26 protein-coding genes are annotated in these 25,162 nt (G+C 50.1%); 17 read left to right on the top strand and 9 right to left on the bottom strand.

From position 1 onward, the window contains the following. Nucleotides 1-50 precede the first annotated feature (50 nt). The 6 genes from htpG (at nucleotide 51) to ACN0UY_RS03980 (ending at nucleotide 6,657) form a co-directional block, all read left to right on the top strand. Nucleotides 51-1,937 carry a molecular chaperone HtpG gene (gene htpG, locus ACN0UY_RS04005; RefSeq protein ID WP_417665473.1) on the top strand — a complete coding sequence of 629 codons (1,887 nt, stop codon included), beginning with the start codon at nucleotides 51-53 and terminating at the stop codon, nucleotides 1,935-1,937. 166 nt (nucleotides 1,938-2,103) lie between these two features. After that, entirely contained in the window at nucleotides 2,104-2,748 is a 645-nt protein-coding gene (gene adk, locus ACN0UY_RS04000; RefSeq protein ID WP_128351006.1) for an adenylate kinase, read from the top strand. Nucleotides 2,749-2,839: 91 nt separating this feature from the next. After that, the gene (locus ACN0UY_RS03995; protein ID WP_417665472.1) at nucleotides 2,840-3,244 is read left to right on the top strand and encodes an MAPEG family protein; all 405 of its coding nucleotides are present in this window, start codon (nucleotides 2,840-2,842) and stop codon (nucleotides 3,242-3,244) included. Then, complete coding sequence (locus ACN0UY_RS03990) at nucleotides 3,241-4,050, top strand: alpha/beta fold hydrolase (RefSeq protein WP_417665471.1); 810 nt, start codon at nucleotides 3,241-3,243, stop codon at nucleotides 4,048-4,050. The genes ACN0UY_RS03995 and ACN0UY_RS03990 overlap by 4 nt, the downstream gene beginning before the upstream one ends. 25 nt (nucleotides 4,051-4,075) lie before the next feature. Beyond that, nucleotides 4,076-5,251, top strand: a complete 1,176-nt coding sequence (locus tag ACN0UY_RS03985; protein ID WP_417665470.1) for an aminotransferase class V-fold PLP-dependent enzyme — start codon at nucleotides 4,076-4,078, stop codon at nucleotides 5,249-5,251. 11 nt (nucleotides 5,252-5,262) lie between these two features. Next, complete coding sequence (locus tag ACN0UY_RS03980; RefSeq protein ID WP_417665469.1) at nucleotides 5,263-6,657, top strand: MATE family efflux transporter; 1,395 nt, start codon at nucleotides 5,263-5,265, stop codon at nucleotides 6,655-6,657. On the opposite strand, the gene hisIE is transcribed toward ACN0UY_RS03980, so the two are convergent. From hisIE to hisG, 8 genes are read right to left on the bottom strand one after another with little or no spacing between them, the layout of a single operon-like run. After that, a complete protein-coding gene (gene hisIE / locus ACN0UY_RS03975) occupies nucleotides 6,648-7,262 on the bottom strand; it encodes a bifunctional phosphoribosyl-AMP cyclohydrolase/phosphoribosyl-ATP diphosphatase HisIE (RefSeq protein WP_417665468.1) in 615 nt (204 codons plus the stop codon). The genes ACN0UY_RS03980 and hisIE overlap by 10 nt on opposite strands. 15 nt (nucleotides 7,263-7,277) lie before the next feature. Beyond that, the gene (gene hisF / locus ACN0UY_RS03970) at nucleotides 7,278-8,054 is read right to left on the bottom strand and encodes an imidazole glycerol phosphate synthase subunit HisF (RefSeq protein ID WP_417665467.1); all 777 of its coding nucleotides are present in this window, start codon (nucleotides 8,052-8,054) and stop codon (nucleotides 7,278-7,280) included. After that, nucleotides 8,036-8,773, bottom strand: a complete 738-nt coding sequence (gene hisA / locus ACN0UY_RS03965; RefSeq protein ID WP_417665466.1) for a 1-(5-phosphoribosyl)-5-[(5-phosphoribosylamino)methylideneamino]imidazole-4-carboxamide isomerase — start codon at nucleotides 8,771-8,773, stop codon at nucleotides 8,036-8,038. The genes hisF and hisA overlap by 19 nt, the downstream gene beginning before the upstream one ends. Beyond that, on the bottom strand, nucleotides 8,754-9,371 hold the full coding sequence (gene hisH / locus ACN0UY_RS03960) for an imidazole glycerol phosphate synthase subunit HisH (RefSeq protein WP_417658561.1): 618 nt from the start codon (nucleotides 9,369-9,371) through the stop codon (nucleotides 8,754-8,756). The genes hisA and hisH overlap by 20 nt, the downstream gene beginning before the upstream one ends. Beyond that, nucleotides 9,368-10,453 carry a bifunctional histidinol-phosphatase/imidazoleglycerol-phosphate dehydratase HisB gene (hisB, locus tag ACN0UY_RS03955; protein ID WP_417665465.1) on the bottom strand — a complete coding sequence of 362 codons (1,086 nt, stop codon included), beginning with the start codon at nucleotides 10,451-10,453 and terminating at the stop codon, nucleotides 9,368-9,370. Before hisB ends, hisH begins: the two co-directional genes overlap by 4 nt. After that, nucleotides 10,450-11,544, bottom strand: a complete 1,095-nt coding sequence (gene hisC / locus ACN0UY_RS03950; protein WP_417665464.1) for a histidinol-phosphate transaminase — start codon at nucleotides 11,542-11,544, stop codon at nucleotides 10,450-10,452. The genes hisB and hisC overlap by 4 nt, the downstream gene beginning before the upstream one ends. Continuing rightward, the gene (gene hisD / locus ACN0UY_RS03945) at nucleotides 11,541-12,839 is read right to left on the bottom strand and encodes a histidinol dehydrogenase (RefSeq protein WP_417665463.1); all 1,299 of its coding nucleotides are present in this window, start codon (nucleotides 12,837-12,839) and stop codon (nucleotides 11,541-11,543) included. The genes hisC and hisD overlap by 4 nt, the downstream gene beginning before the upstream one ends. A gap of 3 nt (nucleotides 12,840-12,842) precedes the next feature. Further along, the gene (gene hisG, locus ACN0UY_RS03940; RefSeq protein WP_417665462.1) at nucleotides 12,843-13,751 is read right to left on the bottom strand and encodes an ATP phosphoribosyltransferase; all 909 of its coding nucleotides are present in this window, start codon (nucleotides 13,749-13,751) and stop codon (nucleotides 12,843-12,845) included. A 451-nt stretch (nucleotides 13,752-14,202) separates the two neighbouring features. On the opposite strand from hisG, the gene ACN0UY_RS03935 reads away from it, so the two are divergent. From ACN0UY_RS03935 to ACN0UY_RS03890, 10 genes are all read left to right on the top strand, one after another. Further along, nucleotides 14,203-16,128 carry an ATP-dependent DNA helicase gene (locus tag ACN0UY_RS03935; RefSeq protein WP_417665461.1) on the top strand — a complete coding sequence of 642 codons (1,926 nt, stop codon included), beginning with the start codon at nucleotides 14,203-14,205 and terminating at the stop codon, nucleotides 16,126-16,128. Then, complete coding sequence (gene tsaB / locus ACN0UY_RS03930; RefSeq protein ID WP_417665460.1) at nucleotides 16,125-16,826, top strand: tRNA (adenosine(37)-N6)-threonylcarbamoyltransferase complex dimerization subunit type 1 TsaB; 702 nt, start codon at nucleotides 16,125-16,127, stop codon at nucleotides 16,824-16,826. The genes ACN0UY_RS03935 and tsaB overlap by 4 nt, the downstream gene beginning before the upstream one ends. A gap of 107 nt (nucleotides 16,827-16,933) precedes the next feature. Further along, complete coding sequence (locus tag ACN0UY_RS03925) at nucleotides 16,934-17,506, top strand: Slp family lipoprotein (protein ID WP_417665459.1); 573 nt, start codon at nucleotides 16,934-16,936, stop codon at nucleotides 17,504-17,506. 19 nt (nucleotides 17,507-17,525) lie between these two features. Then, a complete protein-coding gene (locus tag ACN0UY_RS03920; protein WP_417665458.1) occupies nucleotides 17,526-18,437 on the top strand; it encodes an alpha/beta fold hydrolase in 912 nt (303 codons plus the stop codon). 80 nt (nucleotides 18,438-18,517) lie between these two features. Beyond that, nucleotides 18,518-20,194 (top strand): long-chain-fatty-acid--CoA ligase FadD, encoded by a 1,677-nt coding sequence (fadD, locus tag ACN0UY_RS03915; RefSeq protein WP_417665457.1) that lies wholly within the window; start codon nucleotides 18,518-18,520, stop codon nucleotides 20,192-20,194. A gap of 3 nt (nucleotides 20,195-20,197) precedes the next feature. Then, nucleotides 20,198-21,331 carry a ribonuclease D gene (gene rnd, locus ACN0UY_RS03910; RefSeq protein ID WP_417665456.1) on the top strand — a complete coding sequence of 378 codons (1,134 nt, stop codon included), beginning with the start codon at nucleotides 20,198-20,200 and terminating at the stop codon, nucleotides 21,329-21,331. A gap of 2 nt (nucleotides 21,332-21,333) precedes the next feature. Next, nucleotides 21,334-21,615: a YcgL domain-containing protein gene (locus tag ACN0UY_RS03905; protein ID WP_417665455.1), complete on the top strand. Its 282-nt coding sequence runs from the start codon at nucleotides 21,334-21,336 to the stop codon at nucleotides 21,613-21,615. After that, the gene (locus ACN0UY_RS03900; protein ID WP_417665454.1) at nucleotides 21,612-22,613 is read left to right on the top strand and encodes a lytic murein transglycosylase; all 1,002 of its coding nucleotides are present in this window, start codon (nucleotides 21,612-21,614) and stop codon (nucleotides 22,611-22,613) included. The genes ACN0UY_RS03905 and ACN0UY_RS03900 overlap by 4 nt, the downstream gene beginning before the upstream one ends. A gap of 3 nt (nucleotides 22,614-22,616) precedes the next feature. Continuing rightward, entirely contained in the window at nucleotides 22,617-23,264 is a 648-nt protein-coding gene (locus ACN0UY_RS03895) for a fumarylacetoacetate hydrolase family protein (RefSeq protein ID WP_417665453.1), read from the top strand. Next, on the top strand, nucleotides 23,261-23,719 hold the full coding sequence (locus tag ACN0UY_RS03890) for a YcgN family cysteine cluster protein (RefSeq protein ID WP_417665452.1): 459 nt from the start codon (nucleotides 23,261-23,263) through the stop codon (nucleotides 23,717-23,719). Before ACN0UY_RS03895 ends, ACN0UY_RS03890 begins: the two co-directional genes overlap by 4 nt. Here ACN0UY_RS03890 and dsbB read toward each other — a convergent pair whose 3' ends face one another. Next, complete coding sequence (dsbB, locus tag ACN0UY_RS03885; RefSeq protein ID WP_417665451.1) at nucleotides 23,720-24,241, bottom strand: disulfide bond formation protein DsbB; 522 nt, start codon at nucleotides 24,239-24,241, stop codon at nucleotides 23,720-23,722. Between the two features lie 208 nt (nucleotides 24,242-24,449). Between dsbB and fadR the strand changes: the two genes are divergently transcribed. Then, nucleotides 24,450-25,160: a fatty acid metabolism transcriptional regulator FadR gene (gene fadR / locus ACN0UY_RS03880; protein WP_339880032.1), complete on the top strand. Its 711-nt coding sequence runs from the start codon at nucleotides 24,450-24,452 to the stop codon at nucleotides 25,158-25,160. Nucleotides 25,161-25,162: the final 2 nt, after the last annotated feature.

Raw genomic sequence — 25,162 nt, 5'->3', positions numbered from 1 at the left:
CTCATTTAATCACATTCGATTAACCCAGAAATAGTGTAGGAGAGATCACTATGGCGGAGACCCGTCAAGCAGAAACCCATGGTTTTCAAACCGAAGTGAAGCAATTGCTTCATCTAATGATTCATTCACTTTATTCAAATAAAGAAATTTTTCTGCGCGAGCTTGTATCAAACGCATCGGATGCCGCTGACAAGTTACGTTTTAAAGCGTTAAGCGATAGCAGCTTGTTAGCTGATGATGCGGAGCTGGCCGTTCGTGTGAGTGTCGATAAAGACGCCAATACCATTACCATCAGTGATAACGGTATTGGTATGACCCGCGATGAAGTGATGACCAATCTTGGTACCATCGCAAAATCAGGTACTGCCGACTTCTTTAGCCAGCTTTCTGGCGACCAAGCCAAAGACAGCCGTTTAATCGGTCAGTTTGGTGTTGGTTTTTATTCGTCATTTATTGTTGCGGACAGCGTCACCGTGCGCACCCGTGCAGCAGGCGCAGACAAAGGCGTAGAGTGGTCTTCACGTGGTGAGGGCGAATACGACTTGCGCGAAATTGATAAGGCCAAACGCGGTACTGATATTATTTTGCATGTGCGCGAAGACGCTAATGAGTACCTCGACGAATTTCGTTTAAAGAGCATCATTACCAAATACTCTGACCATTTGAGCATTCCAGTGCAAATGCCGAAACGCGATGATGACGGCAAACAAGATGGTTGGGAAGCGGTTAACTCAGGCCAAGCTTTGTGGACACGCGAGAAAGCGGATATTTCAGACGAAGACTACAAAGAATTCTACAAAACCATCGCCCATGACTTTGATGACCCACTGCTGTGGAGCCATAACAAGGTGGAAGGCACCTCGGAATACACCAGCTTGTTGTATATTCCAAAGCGCGCACCGTGGGATCTTTGGAACCGCGACACACAGCACGGCATTAAGCTCTACGTTAAACGCGTGTTCATTATGGATGACGCCAAGCAGTTAATGCCAACCTACCTGCGTTTTGTGCGTGGTTTGATGGACTCGGCCGATTTGCCACTGAACGTGTCGCGCGAAATTTTGCAAGACAACAAGATCACCCGTTCAATGCGCAACGGTAGCACGAAGAAAATCTTGAGCATGTTGAGCAAGCTGGCGAAAGATGACGCTGAAAAGTACCAAGAATTTTGGAATACCTTTGGTGCAGTATTAAAAGAAGGCCCGGCCGAAGATCATGCGAACCAAGAAATTATCGCCGGCTTATTGCGGTTTGCGTCAACGCACGAAGACACCAGCGAGGCGAAAGTGAGCCTTGATGCGTACATTGAACGGATGTCGGACAAGCAGGACAAAATCTACTACATTGTTGCTGACAGCTATGAAGCTGCCCGTGACAACCCAGCGTTAGAGATATTCCGTAAGAAAGGTATCGAAGTTCTGCTGTTATCTGAGCGCATTGACGAATGGCTGATGAGTCACTTGACCGAATATAAAGAGAAACCATTCCAGTCTGTGACTCGTGGTGATCTTGATCTTGGTGACCTTGAAGACGAAGACACTAAGAAACAGCATGAAGAAGCAGAGAAAGCCTTTGAGAAGCAACTGGAACGCTTTGAAAAAGCACTTGGCGATAAAGTTAAGTCTGTGCGCGTAACCCATCGTTTAACCGATTCACCAGCGTGTATTGTCACTGATGACAACGACATGAGCACCCAAATGGCGAAACTGATGGAAGCGGCTGGGCAAAAAGTGCCGGAAACCAAGTATATTTTTGAAATTAATCCAGAACATACTTTGGTGCAGCGCATTGCAGGGCTGGATGACGACGCGCGTTTCGGCGAATGGGCGCACGTACTGTTTGATCAGGCGACCCTGGCTGAACGCGGCAGTTTGAAAGACCCAGCTCAGTTCGTAGCACGATTGAACAAGCTGATGTTGGAGCTCACCCAGGGTTAAATGCTGCTGAAACTTCCAAATTGCGGAAAATTGCAGCAAATACGCTAATTTCGGGCATTGTCAGACCAAAGTCGGCAATGCTCGGACTTGTAAAGCCTGTTGCTGCAAGGTAAAGTTCGACCTTAACTTTTCCGCATTAAACACATTAAGTAAGAAGAGGTTGTTCATGCGCATTATCCTGTTGGGCGCTCCGGGCGCAGGGAAAGGTACGCAAGCGCAGTTTTTGATGAAAACCTTTGGGATTCCGCAAATCTCAACGGGTGACATGCTGCGCGCTGCAATTAAAGAAGGTACCGACTTAGGTAAGCAAGCCAAAGCCGTTATGGATGCCGGTAAACTGGTGTCAGATGACATCATGATTGGCTTGGTGAAAGAGCGTGTGGCACAGCCGGACTGTCAAAATGGCTTTTTGCTTGATGGTTTCCCACGTACTATCCCACAGGCTGACGGCATGCATGCTGCTGGCATCGATGTAGACGTGGTATTGGAATTTGATGTGCCAGACGAAGTTATCGTTGAGCGCATGGCAGGCCGTCGGGTACACCCAGGTTCAGGCCGTGTGTATCACGTTACCTACAACCCACCAAAGGTTGAAGGTAAAGACGATGAAACTGGCGATGACTTGGTCATTCGTGATGATGACAAAGAGACAACCGTGCGTAAGCGCCTGTCAATTTATCATGAACAAACCGAGCCTTTGGTGGCATATTATCGTAAACTAGCTGAACAAGGTCAGGTTAAGTTCCACAAAGTTGATGGAACGGGTGACGTTGAAGATATCAGTAACGAACTTGGTCGTTTATTGAAGTAACCTTCAGCGCACGAACGCAGAATTCGAAGCCCACCTTGTGTGGGCTTTTTTGTAGCTAACTTCATGTCATATAAAAACAAGGAAATCAGCCATGGATATCAATCTGCCAATTAGCATGTTGTATGCAGGATTACTCACTCTGTTATATTTTGTCTTATCAGTGAATATTATTCGCTTACGCTGGCGTGACCGCGTTGGTCTGGGAACCGGCGACTCACAAGACTTAAAAGTTGCAGTACGCATTCACGGTAATTTCGCAGAATACGTGCCGTTATCGCTGTTGTTGTTGGTGGTGATGGAACTGCAGGGTGCTGCGGTCGAGTTATTGTATGGCTTGGGTGCCGCGCTATTTGTAGCACGTATTTGTCATGCGTTGGGTTTAACTATGTCAGTTGGGCCGTCATGGGCGCGTACTGTCGGCGTATTGGGTACCTTTAGCGTGTTGTTGCTACAGGCTGGTTACCTGATTGGAGCCTTTATTGGTGGTGCTTTATGAATTTGCTTGCCGGCGTACATCGCTTTGGCGCAATAGGTAAACCACCATTATTGTTATTGCACAGCTCGCAAAGTAACAGCGGCCAATGGCGTGCGTTGGTCCAGCAGCTTGGTGCACATTTCGATATCTTGGCGATTGATTTATTGGGTTATGGCAAAGCACCGGCAACGGATGATATTGAAGCAGAAGCGTTTCGCTTTGCCGATGAGTTACCTCGCGTTCTGGAAGCCATTGCGGCAGCGCAGTGGCAGCAACCTATTACGCTAGTTGGGCATTCGTATGGCGGCGCTTTAGCATTAAAGCTCGCGCTTGAACAACCGGTGCCTGTACGCGAACTGGTGGTGTTTGAGCCGGTGGCATTTCATGTGCTGGAAGCCAATGAACCCGCCCGTGTTGAAATAGAGCAAATCGCTGCGCAGATGTATCAAGAAGATGCGGAAGCCGCTACACGTGGGTTTGTTGATTATTGGAATCAACCGGGCTTTTTTGATGCGTTGCCAGAGCGCATTCGCGCTGGCATGACTGCTCAGGCTGCTAAAGTAACGCGTGATTTCGCCGCCCTGATGGGCGAACCGCACAAACTATCGGATTATCGCAATGTGACGGTGCCGGTATTATTGCTGCAAGGCAAACACACGCAAGAAAGTGCCCGTTGTGTTGCGCACCATCTATTGCAAGTGTTGCCGAATGCACAGTCGCAAACGCTTGATTGCGGGCATATGGGGCCGGTAACACATCCGCAGTTGGTGAACCCAGCGATTGTTGATTTTGTCACCCGTCATCGTGACGCTGAGTGTCTGGTTTAACTCCAAACGTGTAGGTTATACGAGCATGAATGAGTTCGCGTTGCTTCGCCAGAATCCTGATTTTATCTATTTTGATAGTGCGGCGACCTGTCAGGTACCGGATGTGGTGTTGCAAGCTTACACAGCCTATTACCAAAAGCATCATGCCAATGTGCATCGTGCCAGTCATAAACTTGGACGGGCGGCCACCACTGCACTAGAGCAAGCGCGCACCGAACTTGCAGCTTTTATTGGTGCTGACGCTGAAAACGTTACCATGCAGGCATCAACCACTGCCGCCTTAAATGGTCTTGCGCAGCAACTTCCCATTAGCTGGCAAGCCGGTGATGAAATCGTATTAAGCGCTGCTGAGCATCACGCCAACATTTTGCCGTGGCAACGCCTCGCGCAACTTCATGATTTAAAACTGAGATACATTCCAATTGTTCGGCAAACCGGAGAATTGGGGGCATGGCAACATCTATTAAATGCACGCACGCGGGTCGTTAGCGTTACGGCAGCCAGCAACGTGACTGGCGCAATATTCGATATTCAACCGCTGTTGCAAGCAGCTCGTGCACAGGGTGCTATAACCATTGTTGATGCAGCCCAAATTGCCGCGCACAGCGATATAAACATAACCGACTGGCACTGCGACGCGTTAATTTTTAGTGCGCATAAAGTCTATGGTTTAAACGGCTGTGCGGTTACCTATTTAGCGCCGTCATTGTGGCAAGCCATGGCACCATTTCAAGTAGGCGGCGGCATTGTGCAGCAGGTTACCGAAACCACTGCAACGTGGATTGACAGCATTCATAAATTTGAAGCTGGCAGTCCCAACACTGGTGCAGCCGTGGCCGCGGCGGCAGGAATCAATTGGCTGCAACAACAGCAACCGCATGCGCACCTCAAGCAATTGCGAACCCAATTGGTGCAGCACTTGCGCGCGCGTGAGTGGCTAAGCGTATTGCCAAGCGGCGCGGCTCACACGCCAACGGTGGCGTTCTATAGCGATAGCTTTCAAGCCTATGACATTGCCGCATGGCTTGATCAACATAATATTGCGGTGCGGGCCGGTCATCATTGCGCGCAAGTTTTATTGCAACATTGGCAGCTGCCAGCGGTCGTCAGAGTGTCATTAGGGGCGTATAATACCGCCGACCAAATTAACCGTTTCATAGAAACCCTGGATGCTGGTTGGGCCTTATTCGGCTCAGACTAGGAGTAGCAAACGTGCAACAACCAAATCATTGGTGGGTTGAGTCGATTAAGTTAGGCCGCCTTACCGGGCCCATTTTGATTGCGCAATTAACGCAAATGCTGATGAGCGTAGTCGATACGCTCATGGCTGGCCGTGTCAGTGCCACTGATCTTGCCGCGGTGTCGGTTGGGGGCAGTATTTGGGTTCCTTCAACACTCTTAATTTTAGGTCTGGCGCTCGCGTTGGCACCCATTATTTCGCATTTTGACGGCGCCGGTAAGCAACACAAAGTGGGCAATATGGTGCAGCAGGGCATCTACGCGGCTTTGGCCGGTGGGTTGCTGTGCTTAGCCGTTATTATGTGTGCGCCACTCATACTCAACGCCATGACTGTTGAAGAAGAATTCCGTCGGGTTACATTAGACTACTTGTACTTTGTCAGTTTCGGCATTCCCGCACTGGTATTGTATATGGTGCTGCGTAATTTCTGCGAAGGCTTGTCGCACACCGTACCGTCGTTAGTTATTGGCGTGCTGGGTTTAATCGTGAATATTCCGGTTAACTACATCTTTATTTATGGTGAGTTTGGTATGCCTGCGCTCGGCGGTGCTGGGTGTGGATTGGCAACAGCCATTGTGCTGTGGGTGATGGCACTCGGCATGTTGGTGTACGTGTCGGTGGTGGAACGGTTCAAAAAACTGCAGGTGTTCAAGCAGTTTCATGCACCGAACTGGGACGATATTTGGTACATCTTGCGATTAGGGTTCCCGATTGCTACGTCAATGTTCTTCGAGGTAAGCCTGTTCGCGGCCGCAGCGTTGGTGATTGCACCGCTTGGCGCTACGGTTGTGGCAAGCCATCAAATTGCCCTCAATATTTCCTCGTTGGTGTATATGGTTCCGCTGAGTTTATCCATGGCGGTTACCTTGCGTGTTGGTTTTGCGTTGGGGGCAGGGAACCCTGCTAACGCCATGTTGAGCCATAAATTAGCAACCCTTTACGGCATGACCTTTGCGGCGGTGAACGGGTTGATTATGTACCTTGCCGGCGCTTGGCTGGCGGGTCTGTATACGGAAGATCAGGCAGTCATTCAGCTATCAGCCACGTTGATGGGGCTGGCAGCTATTTTCACGCTCTCAGATACCTTCCAAGCCATTGCTATCGGTACATTGCGTGGCTACAAAGACACCAAGGTTGTCATGTTTATTACCTTTGTGTCGTATTGGCCATTTGGCTTAAGTTTGGGGATTATCTTGTCGTTAACCGATTGGATAGTGCCGGCTATGGGCGCTGCCGGTATGTGGATTGGCTTTATTGTTGGCTTAAGCGTGGCCGCGGTGTTGTTAAGTTGGCGACTGCTGATTGTCAGTCGCCGTTACAAGCGTGACCACAGTGCACGCTTTGAGCAGGCAGCGGCTCAGGACTGATGCCGCTGTTGCAGTACCTCAAGCACATCGTTAATAGACAAATCGCGGGCGGCTAGCACCACCAATAAGTGGTATAGCAAGTCAGCACTTTCATTAAGTAGCTCGTCGTTGTCGCCCGCGGTTGCGGCGAGTGCCACTTCAACACCTTCTTCCCCAACTTTTTGCGCTGCACGTTTAATGCCTTGGGCAAATAGCGATGCGGTATAGCTGCTATCGGCCGTCGCACCTTTGCGTGACTCAATGGTATCCATAAGCTTTTGCAACATTGGCAATGCGGCCGCGTCGGTAAAACAGCTGCGTGTACCTAAATGACAGGTAGGGCCTTGTGGTAACGCAAGTAGCAATAAGCTGTCTTGGTCACAGTCAGTATGCACACTTAGAAGCTGCAGAGTGTGGCCTGAGCTTTCCCCTTTAGTCCACAAGCGTTGTTTGCTGCGGCTGAAAAACGTCACGTTCTGGGTTTCTAGTGTTTTCGTTAACGCGGCGGCATCCATGTAGCCTTGCATGAGTACTTCGCCACTTAAGCCGTGTTGCACAATAGCGGGCAGCAAGCCTTCGCCTTTGGCAAAGTCGACTTGATTGGTATTGGCTTGAGTAATTAGCATAACTCTATCCCTTGCTTACGCCGGTCGCACTGCGATGCCCGCGTCGATTAATGACTGTTTGAGGGTGTTGATTTGAATCAACCCTTTATGAAACACAGAAGCCGCTAACGCACCGTCTACGTTGGCTTGATTAAACACATCGTGAAAGTGCTCGATGCTACCCGCACCGCCAGAAGCAATCAACGGCACCGGACAATCAGCGCGCAAGCTGAGCAGTTGCGGAATATCATAACCTTTGCGCACGCCGTCTTGGTTCATGCAGTTCAGTACAATTTCGCCAGCGCCGCGCGCTACAACTTCACGCAACCACGCACGGGTTTGCCAGTTGGTTTTTTGTGTGCGGGTTTCGTCGCCGGTAAATTGGTACACGTCATAGGTGTCGGTTTGCTCGTTATAAAAGCTATCAATACCAATGACAATACACTGCTGACCGAACTCGTCGACCAAAGTGTTGATCAGTTCAGGATCACGCAGTGCCGGTGAATTAATAGATATTTTATCAGCACCCATGGCCAGTATTTCTTGGGCATGGGCAATTGAGCTAATACCACCGGCAACGGTGAATGGAATGTCAATCACGCGCGCAATACGCTCAACCCACGACTTATCAACCACCCGCGCATCCGACGAGGCAGTGATGTCGTAGAATACCAATTCGTCAGCACCGGCTTGGGCATATTGTTCGGCTAAGGGCTCAATGGCACCAATCACTTCATGATTGCGAAATTGAACGCCTTTTACCACTTCACCGTTACGAACATCCAAGCAGGGGATTATGCGTTTGGCCAACATGCAAGTGCCTCCTCAAGGGTAAACTGCCCGGTCAGCAAGGCTTTGCCTAAAATAGCGGCATCGCAATGAATGGCCTGTAACGCGGTTAAATCGGCCAAGCCAGCAACACCACCCGATGCCTGAATGATCAGCTGTGGGTACTGCTGCTTAAGCTGGCGGTATAAGTCCACATTGGTGCCGCTGAGCATGCCATCGCGGCTAATATCGGTACACAACACATGTCGTAGCCCATAAGGCAGAAAATCTTCGATCATTTGATTCAGAGTTAAATCAGAAGTTTGTTGCCAGCCGTGGGTTGCCACATAGGCAGTGCCGCCGGCATCAATATTCACATCAAGTGCCAACACGATGGCATCGGGCCCGAACTCTTGTAGCCACTGTTGTACTAAATGAGGGCTGCGTACAGCAATGGAGCCAATCACCGCGCGTTGCACACCCGCCGCAAACAGCCGGTCAAGATCGTCGCGGGTACGAATACCGCCACCAATCTGTACGTTCATGGTGGTTGCGGCGGTGATTTCTTCAATAAGGCCAAGTTGGCGTTTAGCTGGATCACGCGCGCCATCAAGATCAACCAAGTGCAGCCATTGCGCACCTGCTTGCTGATAGGCTGCGACCAAAGCCAATGGATTGCGGGCAAAGGTCGTTTGGCGCGCAAAGTCACCTTGTTGTAAGCGAACTACCTCACCATTAATTAAATCAAGCGCGGGTATTAGCATCAGTTAACTCCAAGAAATTCTTTAATAATTTGCTGCCGGCGCTACCTGAGCGCTCTGGGTGAAATTGGGCACCAAAATAATTACGGTGACGGATCATCGCAGCAAACGGTTGGCCATAATCACAGGTGGCGATAGTTGCCGCATCGGGCGCTACCGCATAACTATGGACAAAATAAAACCACTCAGGTTGCGCAAGGCCATGCAATAACGGGTTATCGCCAACTGCAGTGACAGTGTTCCAGCCCATGTGCGGCAGCGGTTGCTGCTGAGCTTGCATACGCAGTGTCTGGGCAGGAATTACGCCTAAACAATCCACGTTGCCTTCAGCGGACCAGGTGGTGAGTAGTTGCATACCCAAGCAGATACCCAGCACCGGTTGTTGCAACTGCTGCAAGGTGTCTACAAGCTCTAAGCGCTGCAAATTGCGCATGGCTGCCTGAGCTGTACCTACGCCGGGCAAAATAACCCGATCGGCGGCTTGAATGCGTGCGACATCTGCTGTCACTTCGGGTTTTATACCCAAGCGCTCGCAGGCAAAGCGTACCGAGCTTAAATTGGCGCAGGCTGTGTCAACAATAACCAACTGCTTGCTACTCATGCCAACATACCTTTACTTGACGGCAATTCGTCACTACCGCTGCGGGCAATGGCTTGGCGTAATGCGCGGCCAAACACTTTAAACAAGCTTTCTACTTGGTGATGGGCATTGCCTTCAGTGGTGCTCACGTGCAACGAAATAGCCATGGCATCACTGATAGAGCGGAAAAAGTGGCCAACCATTTCGGTTGAAAGTTCACCGACGGCATCGCGGCTAAAGTCTGCCGCAAATTGCAGATACGGGCGACCCGATAAATCAATCAGGCATTCGGCACGGCATTCATCCATCGGCAGGGCAAAGCCAAACCGACCAATGCCGCGTTTGTCACCTAACGCTTGGCGCAGCGCCTGCCCGAAGGCTAAGGCGGTGTCTTCGACGGTGTGGTGTTCGTCAATGTGCAAATCACCTTTCACCTTAAGCTGCAATGAAAAGCCGCCGTGAGTGGCTATCTGCTCCAGCATGTGATCAAAAAAGCCAATGCCGGTGCTAATTTCTATCGGTTGAGCTGCATCTAAATCAACCGCAACGCGAATATCGGTTTCACGGGTGGTGCGCTGCACTGTCGCTTGTCTTGGCTGTTTGAGTAGTTGGTGCCCAATCGCTTGCCAGCCATTACTGGCGCGGTCATAGCGGATGCTACGAATGCCCATGTTTTCGGCCAGTTGTAGATCAGTATCACGGTCGCCAATAACGTATGAATCGGTAAAGTCGACTTTACCTTGCACCAAGTAGTCGCGCACCAGGCCCAGTTTCGGCTTGCGGCAACTGCAGTTGTCTTGGTCGAAGTGTGGGCAAATGAGCACGTCGTCAAAGCGAATGCCTTGCGAGCTGAATATCGCCATCATTAAGTTATGAGGCGCATCAAAATCCGCTTGCGGAAAGCTATCCGTGCCCAAACCATCTTGGTTCGACACCATGACCAGGCGGTAGCCTTTGCTTTGCAACGCCAACAGCGTAGGAATCACGTCTGGCTCAAATACCAGCTTGTCGACACTGTCGAGTTGCTTATCAATCGCCGGTTCTTCGACTAAAGTGCCGTCACGGTCGATAAATAGAATTTTCTGAGCATTTGCAGAGCTCATGGTAATACCTCCAATAACTGGTTCATCTCGTCGGCACTGCCGATACTCATGCGTACTGTATTGTCTAACCCGCGCTGAGCGGATTGATTTCGGATCAGCACACCGGCGGCACTGCATTGGCTAACCAGCTCGCTTGCATCAGGCACGCTCACCAGCACGAAATTGGTGCAACTTGGCCAAACCTTTAATGCCCAAGGCTTAGCGGTAATCTGTTTGATAAAGGCATCGCGCAGTGTCACGGTGTCAGCCACCAACTGTTGCATAGCGGAAATACCAGCACCACTTAGCGCACGCTCAGCAATGTCCAAACAAGGCTGCGGCATGGGATAGGGCGCAATAACTTTGCGTAACACGTCAATCACATCGGTATTGGCTAACGCGAAGCCACAACGAATAGCTGCCAGGCCGAATGCTTTGGACAACGTTCTCAATACCACCAGTTGTGGGTATTTGTTCAACCAACTGGCAATGGTGTTCAGTTGCTGCACGCCACTGGCCGCGGCAAACTCAATGTAAGCTTCGTCCAATACGACCAAGGCTTGCTCACCTACTAGCTCCAGCAGTTGTTCAACGTCGGCTAAATTAAGGTTATTACCCACTGGGTTCGAAGGATTACACACGAACACCAGTTTGACACTATTACCTGGAGGCGTCAGCTCTTTACCCATGCCTTCAAGGTCAAGTTGCAGTGACGCGTCTTGCGCTTTACGCAATGGCACATCAATCACACCAGCACCGTGAGTTTGCGCGCTAATTGCGTACATACCGTATGTAGGCGTGGTGATCATAATGCTGTCTTGCCCCGGCTCACAAAAACTGCGAATCAACAGGTCAATGGCTTCGTCACTGCCGCGGCAGCTGAGTACTTGCTGCAGTTGCACGCCCGCGTAATCCGCATAGGCACCATTGAGCCGTTCGCTTTGAAAACTTGGGTAACGGTTCAGTTGTTGGTGGTCGGCAGTCAAGCTCGGTGTTGCTGGAGCTTCATTGGCATTAAGCCATACCGCGCCACCACTCATGCTGCGTCGCGCCGAGGCATACGGGGTTAACTGCGCCAAGTGGGTGCGCTGCAACTGCGTTGCTAAGCTCATGGTTTGTCCTCCAAGCGGATGCTAACGGCGCGCGCGTGAGCCCGCAAACCTTCGGTTTCAGCAAGGGTAATAATTGCCGAGCTCAAGCCATTTAGGCCGGCTTTTGAAACCTGCTGGGTGGTATAACGCCGATAGAAATCGAGTAGGCCCAAACTGCTGTAATTGCGCGCGAAGCCATATGTTGGCAATACGTGATTGGTACCGGTTGCATAGTCACCGCCAGATTCTGGCGTGTAGTGCCCAATAAAGATAGAACCCGCTTGTGTTACTTGAGCCAAATAGTCGTCGGCATTATCGAGTTGCAACGACAAGTGTTCCGGTGCGTAGCGTTCGCTAATGGCACAGGCTTGTTCCAACGAATCGGTTTGAATCAATGCGCTTTCAGTAAGCGCTTTGCGCGCTGTAGCGGCGCGTGGCAGCACCTCTAACTGACGGGCAATAGCAGCCTGAGTGGCCTCAATTAGAGCTGCACTTGGGCTGAGCAAAAGCACTTGTGAATCGGCGCCGTGCTCAGCTTGTGAGAGCAAGTCTGCCGCAACAAACTCAGGGTTGGCCGAATCGTCGGCAATAACCAAGAGTTCAGAAGGGCCTGCTGGCATATCAATTGCTGGGCCGCCGTTACGCTGTGCCACTTGTTGTTTTGCCGCAGTCACGTAGCTGTTACCCGGGCCAAAAATTTTGGCGACCGGGGCGATGGACTCGGTACCTACAGCGAGCGCGGCAATAGCTTGCGCGCCGCCGCAGCGATACACTTCAGTGATGCCACATTTTTGTGCGACATACATCAGTGCGGGGCTAAGTTCACCGTCTTTATCCGGAGGGCTAACCAACACCCGGCGTGGGTTATTTGCGATTTGCGCCGGAACGCCTAGCATCAATGCGGTGGAAGGCAATACTGCACTGCCACCGGGAATGTACAAGCCAACTGACTGCAAGGCCTGAAAGCGTTGGCTACAGACCACGCCCGGATAGGTTTCTACGCTGATATCACTGGGCTTTTGTTGTTGATGAAAAGTGTTGATGGTTTGGTATGCAGTATCAATGGCTTGTTTTACTGCAGGCTCAAGCAACTCTACTCGACGCGCTATGTCAGCTTCGTTGTAACGAAGCTGTGTGAGCGTGTCGCAGTCAAACTGACGGGTGTAGCGCAAAACCGCCGCATCACCATCGGTGGCAACAGCATCAATCATTGCAGCTACTTGTTGCTGCAGTTCGCGCGATTGTGACTGCGTAGGCCGCGCTAAAACCTGCGCTTGCTCCGCTGCCGATAATTGTGACCATTGTAAGATCTGCATGACTTACCCCATCATTTTTTCAATTGGCAGCACCAGAATTGAGCTGCAACCAATTTCTTTTAATTGTTCCATGGTTTCCCAAAATAGCTTTTCGGTACTGACCACATGCACGGCGACCAGCTCTTCGGTGTGGCTAAGTGGAAGTATGGTGGGGCGCTCAGCACCTGGCAGCAATTCAACCACCTGTTCAAGGGCCGCAACAGGGGCGTGCAGCATAATGTATTTGCTCTCACGCGCCATTTGCACCCCATCAATACGTGGTAGTAGTTGATCAACGATCGCTTGCTTCGCTGCAGACAATGGCTCTGGGCGTTGAATCAACTGTGCTTGTGAGCGGAATATCACTTCTTTTTCAACCAAACCATTGGCTTCTAGCGTGGCACCCGTAGAGACCAAGTCGCAGACTGCATCGGCCAAGCCGGCACGTGGTGCCACTTCGACACTGCCGGTTAAAATAGCGTTACTAGCCGATACACCTTGCTGCTGCAGGTAGTTTTGCAATAAGTAGGGGTAGGTGGTGGCAATGCGTTTGCCTTCTAAATCTTTTACGCCGTTGTAGTTTTCTTCTTTTGGTATGGCAAGCGACAAGCGGCACTGGCCAAAATCAAGCGCGCGCAAGCGCTGCACAGTGCTGGCTAACTTGGTTGCCTGACGTTCAAGGCGAACTTCTTCTAAAACGTTTTCGCCCACCAAACCCAGATCAACCACGCCGTCCATAACCAAGCCCGGAATGTCATCGTCACGCACTCGTAGCAAGTCAACCGGCTGGTTGCTGCTGTGTGCTAATAAGCGCGCTTCGTGCAGACTGAACTTAAAACCACAGGCTTGCAGCAGCGCAATCGACTCTTTACTTAAACGACCAGACTTTTGAATGGCGATGGTTAATCGCTGTGAACTTTTATCTACAACCATAATTTGCTCCTAATAAAAAACCCCGCGAAGGATTGCCTTGCGGGGTTTTTTAAGTGATTCGGTGAAGGCAGCCCCAAAATATTGAGTTAGCCTTCAGCTCTAAGTCTGGGCTAACGAGAATTCATATGATGATGGTGGTGCCAGTTGTTTAGCATGAATAGGTACTCGTTGTTCGTGCGCTGCGCTGTTCGTGTTCCATACGCTTCGCTGTTCGATTAATGACGAGATTGTATAGAAAATTGGATTGCGAATAAAGCCTGTTTTCAACGTTTGCAGTGATTTGTTGTATCAAGTTGTATAGGTAGAGCGTTATTCGTTATTCGTTCGCTACGCTGTTGGTGCGCTTCGCTATTCGAATAGTGCGAAGCACGGACGAAACACGAATAGCGAAGCGTACGAATCACGGGTTTCTATGATAAAGTTACTGCATCACTTATTCTAAAAACAATTCATGTCCAAAGTTACCTCACAATTTCAAGCGGATGGCGTGCTGGCGCGTACCTTACAGGGGTTTCGACCGCGCGCATCGCAAAGCGAAATGGCGGCGGCAGTAGAGCGTACGCTCACGAAAAAATCGCAACTTGTGGTTGAAGCCGAAACTGGAACTGGCAAAACCTTCGCGTACCTAGTTCCGGTGCTGCTGAGTGACGGCAAAGCCATTATTTCAACCGGCACCAAAGCGCTGCAAGAACAGTTGTATCACCGCGACTTACCAGCCCTGCGCGATGCTTTGGCGCCGCGTAAAATGGTGGCTTTACTTAAGGGCCGCGCCAATTATTTGTGCCTGCACCGAATGAATCAAGCGGTGGCGCACAGTGGTGAACTCAACAAAGAACAGCAAAGCCAGTTGGTCGAAGTAAGAAAATGGGCGCAGCGAACGGAAGATGGTGACGTCGGTGCAATCAATATTTTACAAGAAGACGCGGCCATTCTGCCTTCGGTAACCAGTACTGTGGACAATTGCTTAGGGCGCGATTGTCCGGATTACGATGACTGCTACCTGGTGAAAGCGCGTAAGCGCGCAATGGATGCTGACTTGGTGGTGGTAAACCACCATCTATTTTTTGCCGATATGGCCCTCAAAGATGTCGGTTTCGGTGAGTTAGTGCCGCAATCCGATGCAGTGGTGTTTGACGAGGCGCATCAACTGCCAGATATTGCTAGTCAATATTTTGGCGAGGCCGTATCAAGCCGTCAGCTGCAAGAGCTGGCGCACGAACTTAAGGTTTTGTACTTAACTGAGTTAAAAGATCTGAAACAGTTGGACAAGGCCGCCGACAAACTATTGGGTAGCCTGAAAGACTGGCGCTTGGTGTTTCCGCATGATGCCATGCGTGGCAATTGGCGGCAGTTTTCACAGCAAGAGTCAGTTCGTATGGCTGCGCACATGGTGGCCGAGCATTTAGGTTTTTTGCGCGACGTGTGTAAAAACGCGCTAGGGCGCAGCCAAGATTTGGATAATGCCTACGAGCGCTGCGTACAATTCCTGCATAAATGGGATCAATTGCAAGAGGTTGATCGCACCGGCTTCAGTTTCTGGTTTGAAACCACAGTACGGCAAGTGACGCTGCATCAAACACCATTAAGCGTTGCCGACAAATTTGGCGGCTACCTTGAACGCAGCGAGATGGCTTGGATATTCACGTCCGCAACCTTGGCCGTGGGCGAAGATTTTAGCCATTTCACCAATCAGCTCGGTATCAACCAGGCCGAAACACTCTGTTTATCGAGCCCATTCAACTTCGCTGAACAAGCGTTACTGTGCTTGCCGCGGTATTTACCGCAGCCCCATGAGCGCGAAATGCCCAAAGCGTTGCTGGAGGTGGTTGAGCAGGTGCTTGATCACAATCATACCGGTGGCACATTTGTGCTCTTTACCAGCCACCGCATGCTGCAAATTATCGCTAAACAGCTCGAAGAGCGCACTGACCGGCCATTGCTAGTGCAAGGCAGCACCAGCAAACGCGAGTTGCTGCAGCAATTTATCGCAGCGGGCAACGGTATTTTGCTGGGCACGTCATCGTTTTGGGAAGGCGTTGATGTACGTGGTGACGCGCTCCGCTGCGTGATTATCGACAAGTTACCGTTCGCAAGCCCAGATGATCCGCTGTTGCAAGCGCGCGTTGAAGATTGCCGATTACGTGGAGTTGACCCTTTTGCTCAGGTACAATTGCCGCAAGCCATTATTGCACTCAAGCAAGGCGCTGGGCGATTAATACGTGATGCCGACGACCGTGGGGTGTTGATTGTTTGCGATCAACGTTTAGTCACGAAGCCTTACGGTGGTGTGTTTCTGCAAAGCTTACCCGCTATGCGCCGCACGCGCGATTTGGCCGTTGCGCTTGAGTTTTTAGATACCTTGGAGAAATCAGAGTGAGTTTGAATGCGGTATTAGCGTTAGATACGTCAACCGAACAATGTTCTGTCGCGTTAAAAGTAGGGCAGCGCGTGGTTACGCGCGCCGCCATAACGCCGCGGGAACATTCGCAACGCATTTTAGCTTTTGTGCAAGAGGTTCTTGCCGAGCAACAGATTGAATTAAGCGCGGTTGATGCCCTAGTAGTCGGCCATGGGCCGGGCAGTTTTACTGGGGTACGCATCGGTGTGTCAGTGGCGCAAGGGTTAGCATTTAGCCAAAACTTGCCCGTTATTCCAGTGAGCACATTGACAGCACTGGCGCAGCAAGCGATTCGTTTGCATGGCTCTGAACAGGTTATCAGTGCCATTGATGCGCGTATGCAGGAAATTTATGTTGCGCCGTTTATCAATAAAAATGGCTATGCGCAGCAGGTAGCCACCGAGCAGATGGCACCGCTTGCAGATGTTACATTACAACCGTGGTGGGCGGAGCTCACCGCCGCAAGCACCATTCATGGTGCCGGAACGGGGTGGGCTACTTATGCAGCAGAGCTGAATCCTAGCTCAGCTGTAGCTGTGTTAGACGATGTCACCTTGCCGCTCGCCGAAGACATGTTGCAGTGGGCGTTGCAGTACGGTAAAGCGGTTCAAGCGGCAGATCTTGAGCCGTTGTATGTACGTAATGAAGTGGCATGGAAAAAGTTGCCAGGCCGATAAACTCTTTGTTAAGTTTCTTGAACTTAATACGCAAAACTCAGTTCCAAGTACTATTATAAAAGCTAATCAAAAACGGTTGGCTGTGGTTTAGCAGTGAGGTACTCAGTATGAAATTGTGGATAGCACTAATAGCGTCACTTGTATTGACAGCATGTTCAGCGGTTCCTGATGCATTACAAGTGTCTAACGAAGATGAACTTGTCAGTTACAGTGCCGCGCTAGAACAACCTGAGAGCGTGGTGGGTAAACCAGCGCGATGGGGCGGAGTTATTGCCGATGTTCAGAACTCAGATAATGGCACCGTTATTGAGGTGGTGAATTTTGCGCTGCAGCGCTGGGGACGTCCGCTAGTGAGTGACCAAAGTAACGGCCGTTTTCGTGCGAAAATAGACGGGTTTGTAGACCCTATGGTGTATAAGCAAGGCAGCCACGTTACCTTCGCTGGAACCATTGCTAAGCCTGAAACCGGTACCATTGGTGAATACACTTATCTATTCCCAGTATTAGAAGCTACAGGCAAATATTTATGGCCGGCGCGTAAAGAAAACACGCGTATTGAAGTGAATTACGATTCGCTATGGTATCGCCATTATTACTACACACGGCCTGCGTATCCTCGTCCGGTGTACATACCAAGCCCAGTAATGGAAAAAGGTTCACCGAAAACCGATAACAACTAGTCAGTAAGTAAATTTATTCATGACTCAAAATAACTCGTTTTACGTACAGGCTCAGCACGCTGCTGAGCCTGTTTCGTTTGAGCTACCCTGGGGCACCGTTCGCGGCCTTGCTTGGGGTGCCCAAGAAGGAAAGCCGTTACTGGCGTTGCATGGTTGGCTCGACAACGCTTATAGCTTTATTCCAATTGCAGATGCGTTTATGCGCAGTGAGTTAGCCGACAGCTATCGACTGATAGCGCTCGACTGGGCGGGCCATGGGCATAGCGATCATCGACCGCCGGGCAATTACTACCCGTTTATGGATTATGTGTACGACTTGTGGTGCATCTGTGAACAACAACAATGGCCCCAAGTAACGTTTTTAGCGCATTCGATGGGTGCCTATGTCGCCAATATGTTTGCCGGAATCGAACCCCAACGCGTGGCGCAATTGCTTGCAGTTGAGGCGTTTGGCCTGCTGGCGTCGTCCGCTGATGAAACCACCGAAGACTTGCGCAAAGGCTTTCGGAGTCGTTGGCAGCAGCAGTTTAAACACCGACCGCATTATCGAGACTTAGAAACAGCCATTTCAGCTCGCGTGCAGGCGGGGGACTTTAGCCGCGATCTAGCAGCCTTATTGGTTGAACGCGGCATTGAGCAACTTGGCGAAAACGACTACAGATTTCGTGCCGACGGGCAATTGCGTTTGAAATCACCGGTGCGCCTAACCGCTGCGCAAATTGCGGATGTGTTGAAGCATATTGAATGCCCATTCGGTGTGGTGCTGGGCAGCTCCGGCCATGCGCGCTTGAAGCAAGCGATTGCGCATTGGGGGCCGTATGTACCACAATTAAAGGTGCATGAAGTTGCAGGCGGGCATCATGTGCATATGGAACAACCAACTGCGATTATTGGGCTATTATCACAGATGATTGGCGCGCACAATGGCTAGGAAACACTGGTCGGATATGCGATGATTGCGCGTTATAACAATTCCAATATTTAATTTATTTGTTCAGGAGCATGAAGCGCGTGGATAAAATTTGGCTGAAACGTTATCCAGCTGGCGTACCGGAAACCATCGATCCGGACCACTTTAATTCGCTGGTCGACATTTTCGAGCAGAGTATCCAGAGTTACGGCGACAAAGTTGCCTACGTCAACATGGATAAAGAGATGACTTTCAATGAACTTGACGTGTTATCGCGCGAGTTCGCTGCATATTTACAGCAGCAAGGCATGAAAAAAGGCGATGCGTTGGCAATCATGATGCCCAACTTGTTGCAGTACCCAATTGCCTTGTTTGGTGCCTTGCGCGCCGGTTTAGTGGTGGTGAATGTCAACCCACTGTATACACCTCGTGAGTTAAAGCATCAGTTGTCTGACGCTAACGCCAAAGCCATTGTCATTTTAGATAATTTCGCGCACACCCTCGAAAAAGTAGAAGCCGACGTACCTGTTGAAAAAGTATTTTTGACCAGTATTGGCGACATGCTGCCAGCACCGAAGCGCTGGATAGTCAACGCAGTGGTGAAGTACGTGAAGAAAATGGTGCCAAGCTACAAGCTTAAAAACACCATCGACTTTCGCAGTGCCCTGAAGCAAGGCGCAAAAGCACATTATGAACGCCCAGAAATGAAGGGCAGCGATTTAGCCTTCTTGCAATACACTGGCGGAACCACAGGGTTAGCGAAAGGTGCAATGTTATCGCATCGTAATATGGTCGCTAATCTAGAAATGGTGTCCGCGATTGTTGCGCCGTTGGTTAATGACGGTGAAGAAACAATTGTTACTGCGTTGCCGCTGTACCATATCTTCGCGTTAACGGCGAACTGCCTGACCTTTATGAAGCACGGCGGCCGCAATATTCTCATCACCAATCCGCGCGACATGAAAGCCTTTGTAAAAGAACTGGAGAAATACCCGTTCTCAATGATTTCCGGCGTAAACACGTTATTCAACGGGTTGCTGCACGCTGAAGGGTTTAAAGATTTAAACTTCTCGCACCTTAAAATCGCATTGGGCGGTGGTATGGCCGTGCAGCGTTCAGTGGCAGAACACTGGGAACGCGTAACCAAATCGCGTTTGCTGGAAGGCTATGGCCTGACCGAATGTTCACCAGTTGTGACCGTGAACCCGACCGACATTGAACACTACAATGGCACCATTGGTATTCCGCTGCCGTCAACCGATGTACGTATCGTTGATGAAGATGGCAAAGAAGTTGCTCAGGGTGAGCCAGGTGAAATACAGGTTCGCGGCCCTCAGGTCATGGTTGGTTATTTAAACCGTCCAGAAGAAACTGAAAAAGTAATGAAAGACGGCGACTGGTTTGCCACCGGTGATATCGGTGTGATGGACGAGCAGGGCTTCTTCAAAATTGTTGATCGCAAAAAAGACATGATCTTGGTTTCTGGGTTCAATGTGTATCCAAATGAAATTGAAGATGTGATTGCTGACCATCCAAAAGTTTTGGAAGTTGCCGCTGTAGGTGTTCCGCATGATTCATCTGGCGAGCAGGTAAAAATCTTTGTCGTGCGCAAGGATAAATCACTCACCGAAAAAGAACTCATTAGTTACGCCCGCGAAAACATGACCGGCTATAAAATACCTAAACTGGTTGAGTTTCGTGACGAACTGCCGAAAACCAATGTCGGTAAAATACTACGTCGTGAACTACGCGACGAAGAAGAGGCTAAGTCGAAATAACGCATGCTTCCATTCCAGGTTATTACCTCTAACGCCGACTTGCTCGCATTTTGTGAGCAAGCTCGGCAAGCGCCATACCTTGCTCTAGATACTGAATTTGTTCGCACCCGCACCTATTATGCCCGGTTGGGTTTAGTGCAGGTGCGTGCAGGCGACCAGATGGTGTTGATTGACCCTGTTGCCGGCATTGATCTCGAACCATTTTGGCAGCTATTGAAAGATCCTAACGTGCACGTGGTGATTCACGCAGGCGGCGAGGATTATGAAATTTTGGCGCAAAACATGGGCCAAATTCCAACGCACATTTTTGACACGCAAATTGCAGCTGCATTTGCTGGTATCGGCGATGCCATGGGGTATGCCGCCATGGTTAAGCATTATTACGATGTTGAATTGGATAAATCCCAGTCGCGTACCGATTGGTTGCAGCGGCCGCTAGCGGCGGAGCAGCTGGAGTACGCGGCAGCTGATGTGTTTTATTTGCACGACATTTATCCGCGTTTACGCGCTGAGTTGAACGCTGAAAAGCTCGCATTGGTGGAAGCTGAAAGTGCATTGCAAGTTGCAAAACGCGCGCAGAAAACGCCACCACAATGGCTGTACCTATTTTTCGGAAACGCGTGGCAATGTGACCCTCAGCAACTGGCAGTATTACGCGAGCTGATGGTGTGGCGTTTAGACCGAGCGCAAAAATCAGATATTCCATTAGGCTTTGTTGCGAAAGACCACACGTTACTCGAGCTGGCGCGCCGCATGCCACAAAATATGGGGCACTTACGTGGTATTACTGATTTATCGCCAGTAACCATTCGTTATGCCGGTGATGCGTTGTTGGCGGCGGTGCGAGCTGGCCAAGCGAGCAACGACTTACCCAAGCAAATGGAACGGTTAACCGATATGCGAGGCTACAAGCCTGTGTTTAACGCGATTAAACAACAAGTTGCTGCGTTGGCGAAAACCTTGCAAGTGGAACCTGGCATGATTGCTTCGCGCCGTCAGATCAATGATGTTATTCATTGGGAGTGGCAAATTCCTGCGCAGGCCAAGTCTGACCTGTCATTACCTGACTTGTACACTGACTGGCGTGGCGCTAAGCTGAAGACATCTTTGGAAGCTATTTTTAAGCGAGATCGTTAAGCATGTTGTGTGCGATTTATCGTAGTCCGCGACGGGCTGATACCTATTTGTATATGCCGCACCCGGCGGACTTTACAAAAATCCCTGAACCTTTACAGCAAAGTTTCGGTCAACCTATACATGTAATGACGGTTGCGCTGAAACCTGAGCGCAAGTTTGCTCGTTTAAGCATGGAAGAACTTACCAAGCACTTGAACGAATCGGGATTTTACCTACAAATGCCTCCGAAAGAAGCTAATTTATTGGATGCGCATAAGCAGCAACAACAGGAGTCTGCGTCATGAATCAAGTAGTCCGTACGTTATTATCTGCGGTTGTATTGTTGGCGTCGCCAATCTTGCTCGCTCAGGAAACCACTGAGGAAAAAGGTCCAGAAGGGTTCGCTGCCTACGTTGAGGCAATTAAAAAAGAAGCCTTGGCCGACGGTTACAGCGAAAGCACCTTGGAAACAGCATTTGCCAACGCCGAGTTCTATCAGCGCTCAGTAAAAGCTGATCGCAACCAACCTGAATTCAAACTCACCCTAGACACCTATTTGCCGCGTGCGGTACCCGAATGGAAAGCCAAGAAAGCCGTTGAGATGTTTGAAAAGCATCAAGACTTGCTGGAAAAAATTGGCGCTGAATACGGTGTGCAACCGCGCTTCATCGTCGCGTTGTGGGGCATTGAAACCAATTTCGGTTCGTTCACCGGTGGTATGGATGTTATTTCAGCATTAACCACAATGGCCTACGAAGGCCGCCGTGAAGAGTTCTTCAAGAAAGAACTCTGGCATGCGCTGACCATTGTTGAAGAAGGCCATATTGCCATTGACCAAATGAAAGGCTCATGGGCTGGTGCCATGGGGCAAGCGCAGTTTATGCCAAGCTCGTTCATGGCGTATGCTGTGGATTATGATGGCGATGGCCGCAAAGACATTTGGGGCTCAATGGGCGATGTATTTGCCTCAGCCGCGAATTATTTGAAGTCAGTAGGTTGGCGTGACGACGTAACCTGGGGCCGTCAGGTTCAGATTCCAGAAAATTTTGATGGTGACTTAGCCTCACTGAATGTGAAGAAGTCGCTGGCTGAATGGCAAGAACTTGGTGTGCGCCGCTATGACGGTTCTGATTTGCCAGTGCGCGACGACATTGAAGCATCGGTTGTTATCCCAGACGATAAGCAAGGCCGTGTATTTTTGGCTTACAATAACTACGATGCATTAATGCGTTGGAACCGCTCACATTACTTTGTGGCGGCCGTTGGTTATTTATCTGATCGTATTCGCTTCCCGCGTTCGTAACGTATGACACCGCAACGCCCTTCCAAAATTGTGTGCGTGGGCCGCAACTATGTCGCCCACGCCGCAGAACTCAATAATCCGTTGCCGACACGGCCGCTGCTATTTATTAAACCACCATCCGCAATAACCTACCTGCCGGAAGTAACTATTCCCATGGGGCGGGGTGAATGTCAGCACGAAATTGAGTTGGCGCTTTATATTGGTAAAGCCTTACGCAAAGTAGACGCAGCAGATGCGATGCAGGCGGTGGTTGGGTATGGCGTGGCATTGGATTTAACCCTGCGCCAAGTGCAAAGCGAACTCAAGGCACAAGGCCAACCGTGGGAGCGGGCGAAAGCCTTTGATGGCTCATGTGTGTTGAGCGAGATGATTCCTGCGTCAGAATTTGACGCAGAGAATGCATTGCCGTTTGAGATCAGCTTGTCAGTGAATGGTGAGTTACGTCAGCAGGGCGATAGCAGCCAAATGATCTTCGCCATGGCCGATTTACTGGCGGATATCAGCCAACAATTCACCTTAGAGCCCGGTGACATTGTGTTAACGGGTACGCCAGCAGGTGTCGCAGCTCTTGCTTTGGATGACCAATTGCAACTGCAATTGCGCCAAGGTGAACGGCAGTGGCAATGGTCGGGTGTGGTACGCAGCCAATGACCACCAAATTCTGGGAAGAAAAATCACTGCAACAAATGACCCACGCAGAGTGGGAATCACTGTGTGATGGTTGCGGAAAATGCTGCTTGCATAAGCTGATCGACGAAGACGACGAACAGGAAGTTATTCAATATACCGATGTGAGCTGCCGCTTGCTGGATACGCAAACCGGTTTATGTTCCGACTATGCCAACCGTAAAGAGCATGTGCCAGACTGCGTGGTGATAACCCCGGCTAACGTAAACGAGTTGGATTACATGCCCACTAGTTGCGCGTACCGACGCTTAGCTGAAGGGCGTGGCATACCCAGTTGGCACCCGCTGAACCACAACGGCTCGCGTGGGCCTATGTTAGCAGCGGGCATGAGTGCTGCTGGCCTGGTGGAATCCGAAGACTATGTTGAAGAAGAACTCGAACTACGAATTGTCACCTGGCCGCTAAACGATATCGACTAATTACAGTTTATGCAGTTTAATCACGCGGGCCGCGATAACGACAACTGCGACTACCGTGTAAGTTGCGAAGATAATTTGCATCCAACCTGGCATGCTCAGCCCCGCGAATTGCCAATCAATTTCTCCGCATTGCCCTGGTGCTGCAAAAAAGCTCGGGAACCACTCGTGCAAAGGCATCCAACTTGGAAAGTTCGGGAAGGTATCGCAGACAATAAACCATGAGTTTTCTGAATTCTGCACTTCAAGGTGTTCGGTGGCTATCAACCAGCCCCATACCGACGCCACTAACCAGCCTAAATAGCCCAGCAAGCGCGCAATAAGCGCTTGTGGTGCGAACGTAGGCACTAACGCGATTAAGCCAATGGCGAGCACCGCAGTGCGTTGATAAATGCATTTTACGCACGGCTCAAGGCCTAATTGGTATTGAAAAAATAACGCGCCACCTAACAATGCAAAGCAAGAGGCTGCAAGCAGTGCCCATGCACCGCGCTGAGAAGGAAGTTTGGCAAGAAAAGTGAGCATAGAATCACCAAGTTATAGTAAATTGTTCAGAACCTTACCTGAGCAGTATTTAATTGTCGATAAGATTAGGTTAAGAAGCTTTACAAAACTTGTCCGACCATTGAAAAGCCTGCTAGAATCGGTTTTCGGTATATGACAAATAGCAACCCTATCTGCTTCAATGTAGGGCTTCTAAGTAGGTAACGTTATTCAAAACACAGGCCACTTCATGATAATCAAGGCACAAAGTCCAGCAGGTTTTGCCGAAGAATACATTGTAAAATCAATCTGGAATGGGCACTTTGCTCCGGGCACCATCTTGCCGGCGGAACGCGAACTGTCTGAGCTGATTGGGGTAACACGCACAACACTGCGCGAAGTATTGCAGCGTTTAGCGCGTGATGGCTGGTTGACCATTCAGCATGGTAAACCAACACGAGTGAATAACTTCTGGGAAACTTCAGGGCTTAATATTCTTGAAACCCTTGCCCGCCTTGATGAAGACGGCATGCCTGAATTGGTCGATCAGCTGTTATCAGCGCGCACCAACATCAGCGCCATCTACATTCGTCAGGCCGTGCGTAATGCGCCTGAAAAAGTGGTTGAGCTGCTTAAAGAAGCCGAAACACTTGACGATACAGCAGAAGCGTTCAGTCAGTATGATTACCACTTGAATCATGATTTAGCGTTTGCTTCCGGAAACCCGATATACGTGTTGGTTCTTAACGGCTTCAAAGGGCTGTATTCGCGTATTGGTAACTTCTACTTTTCGAATGCGGATGCGCGCAAATTAGCACGTAAATACTACGCTGACTTAGGTGAAATGGCGGCAGATTCGCGCCGTGATGATGCTGTTATGTTAGTGCGTGAATACGGTTACCAGTCTGGCCGTATCTGGCACAGTATGCGTGGTGATATTCCGGATAACCTGGTCGAATAACC

It is taken from the genome of Pseudidiomarina sp. (assembly GCF_048268165.1).
Taxonomy (GTDB): domain Bacteria; phylum Pseudomonadota; class Gammaproteobacteria; order Enterobacterales; family Alteromonadaceae; genus Pseudidiomarina.
Note: the sequence above shows the minus strand (reverse complement) of the source record. Positions and strands in the feature narration are given on the sequence as shown.

Excerpts from the sequence above, each read along its gene's own strand:
- htpG (WP_417665473.1), top strand. The coding sequence starts at position 51 with ATGGCGGAGACCCGTCAAGCAGAAACCCATGGTTTTCAAACCGAAGTG.
- adk (WP_128351006.1), top strand. The coding sequence starts at position 2,104 with ATGCGCATTATCCTGTTGGGCGCTCCGGGCGCAGGGAAAGGTACGCAA.
- ACN0UY_RS03995 (WP_417665472.1), top strand. The coding sequence starts at position 2,840 with ATGGATATCAATCTGCCAATTAGCATGTTGTATGCAGGATTACTCACT.
- ACN0UY_RS03990 (WP_417665471.1), top strand. The coding sequence starts at position 3,241 with ATGAATTTGCTTGCCGGCGTACATCGCTTTGGCGCAATAGGTAAACCA.
- ACN0UY_RS03985 (WP_417665470.1), top strand. The coding sequence starts at position 4,076 with ATGAATGAGTTCGCGTTGCTTCGCCAGAATCCTGATTTTATCTATTTT.
- hisIE (WP_417665468.1), bottom strand. The coding sequence starts at position 7,262 with ATGCTAATTACTCAAGCCAATACCAATCAAGTCGACTTTGCCAAAGGC.
- hisF (WP_417665467.1), bottom strand. The coding sequence starts at position 8,054 with ATGTTGGCCAAACGCATAATCCCCTGCTTGGATGTTCGTAACGGTGAA.
- hisA (WP_417665466.1), bottom strand. The coding sequence starts at position 8,773 with ATGCTAATACCCGCGCTTGATTTAATTAATGGTGAGGTAGTTCGCTTA.
- hisH (WP_417658561.1), bottom strand. The coding sequence starts at position 9,371 with ATGAGTAGCAAGCAGTTGGTTATTGTTGACACAGCCTGCGCCAATTTA.
- hisB (WP_417665465.1), bottom strand. The coding sequence starts at position 10,453 with ATGAGCTCTGCAAATGCTCAGAAAATTCTATTTATCGACCGTGACGGC.
- hisC (WP_417665464.1), bottom strand. The coding sequence starts at position 11,544 with ATGAGCTTAGCAACGCAGTTGCAGCGCACCCACTTGGCGCAGTTAACC.
- hisD (WP_417665463.1), bottom strand. The coding sequence starts at position 12,839 with ATGCAGATCTTACAATGGTCACAATTATCGGCAGCGGAGCAAGCGCAG.
- hisG (WP_417665462.1), bottom strand. The coding sequence starts at position 13,751 with ATGGTTGTAGATAAAAGTTCACAGCGATTAACCATCGCCATTCAAAAG.
- ACN0UY_RS03935 (WP_417665461.1), top strand. The coding sequence starts at position 14,203 with ATGTCCAAAGTTACCTCACAATTTCAAGCGGATGGCGTGCTGGCGCGT.
- ACN0UY_RS03925 (WP_417665459.1), top strand. The coding sequence starts at position 16,934 with ATGAAATTGTGGATAGCACTAATAGCGTCACTTGTATTGACAGCATGT.
- ACN0UY_RS03920 (WP_417665458.1), top strand. The coding sequence starts at position 17,526 with ATGACTCAAAATAACTCGTTTTACGTACAGGCTCAGCACGCTGCTGAG.
- rnd (WP_417665456.1), top strand. The coding sequence starts at position 20,198 with ATGCTTCCATTCCAGGTTATTACCTCTAACGCCGACTTGCTCGCATTT.
- ACN0UY_RS03905 (WP_417665455.1), top strand. The coding sequence starts at position 21,334 with ATGTTGTGTGCGATTTATCGTAGTCCGCGACGGGCTGATACCTATTTG.
- ACN0UY_RS03900 (WP_417665454.1), top strand. The coding sequence starts at position 21,612 with ATGAATCAAGTAGTCCGTACGTTATTATCTGCGGTTGTATTGTTGGCG.
- ACN0UY_RS03895 (WP_417665453.1), top strand. The coding sequence starts at position 22,617 with ATGACACCGCAACGCCCTTCCAAAATTGTGTGCGTGGGCCGCAACTAT.
- ACN0UY_RS03890 (WP_417665452.1), top strand. The coding sequence starts at position 23,261 with ATGACCACCAAATTCTGGGAAGAAAAATCACTGCAACAAATGACCCAC.
- dsbB (WP_417665451.1), bottom strand. The coding sequence starts at position 24,241 with ATGCTCACTTTTCTTGCCAAACTTCCTTCTCAGCGCGGTGCATGGGCA.
- fadR (WP_339880032.1), top strand. The coding sequence starts at position 24,450 with ATGATAATCAAGGCACAAAGTCCAGCAGGTTTTGCCGAAGAATACATT.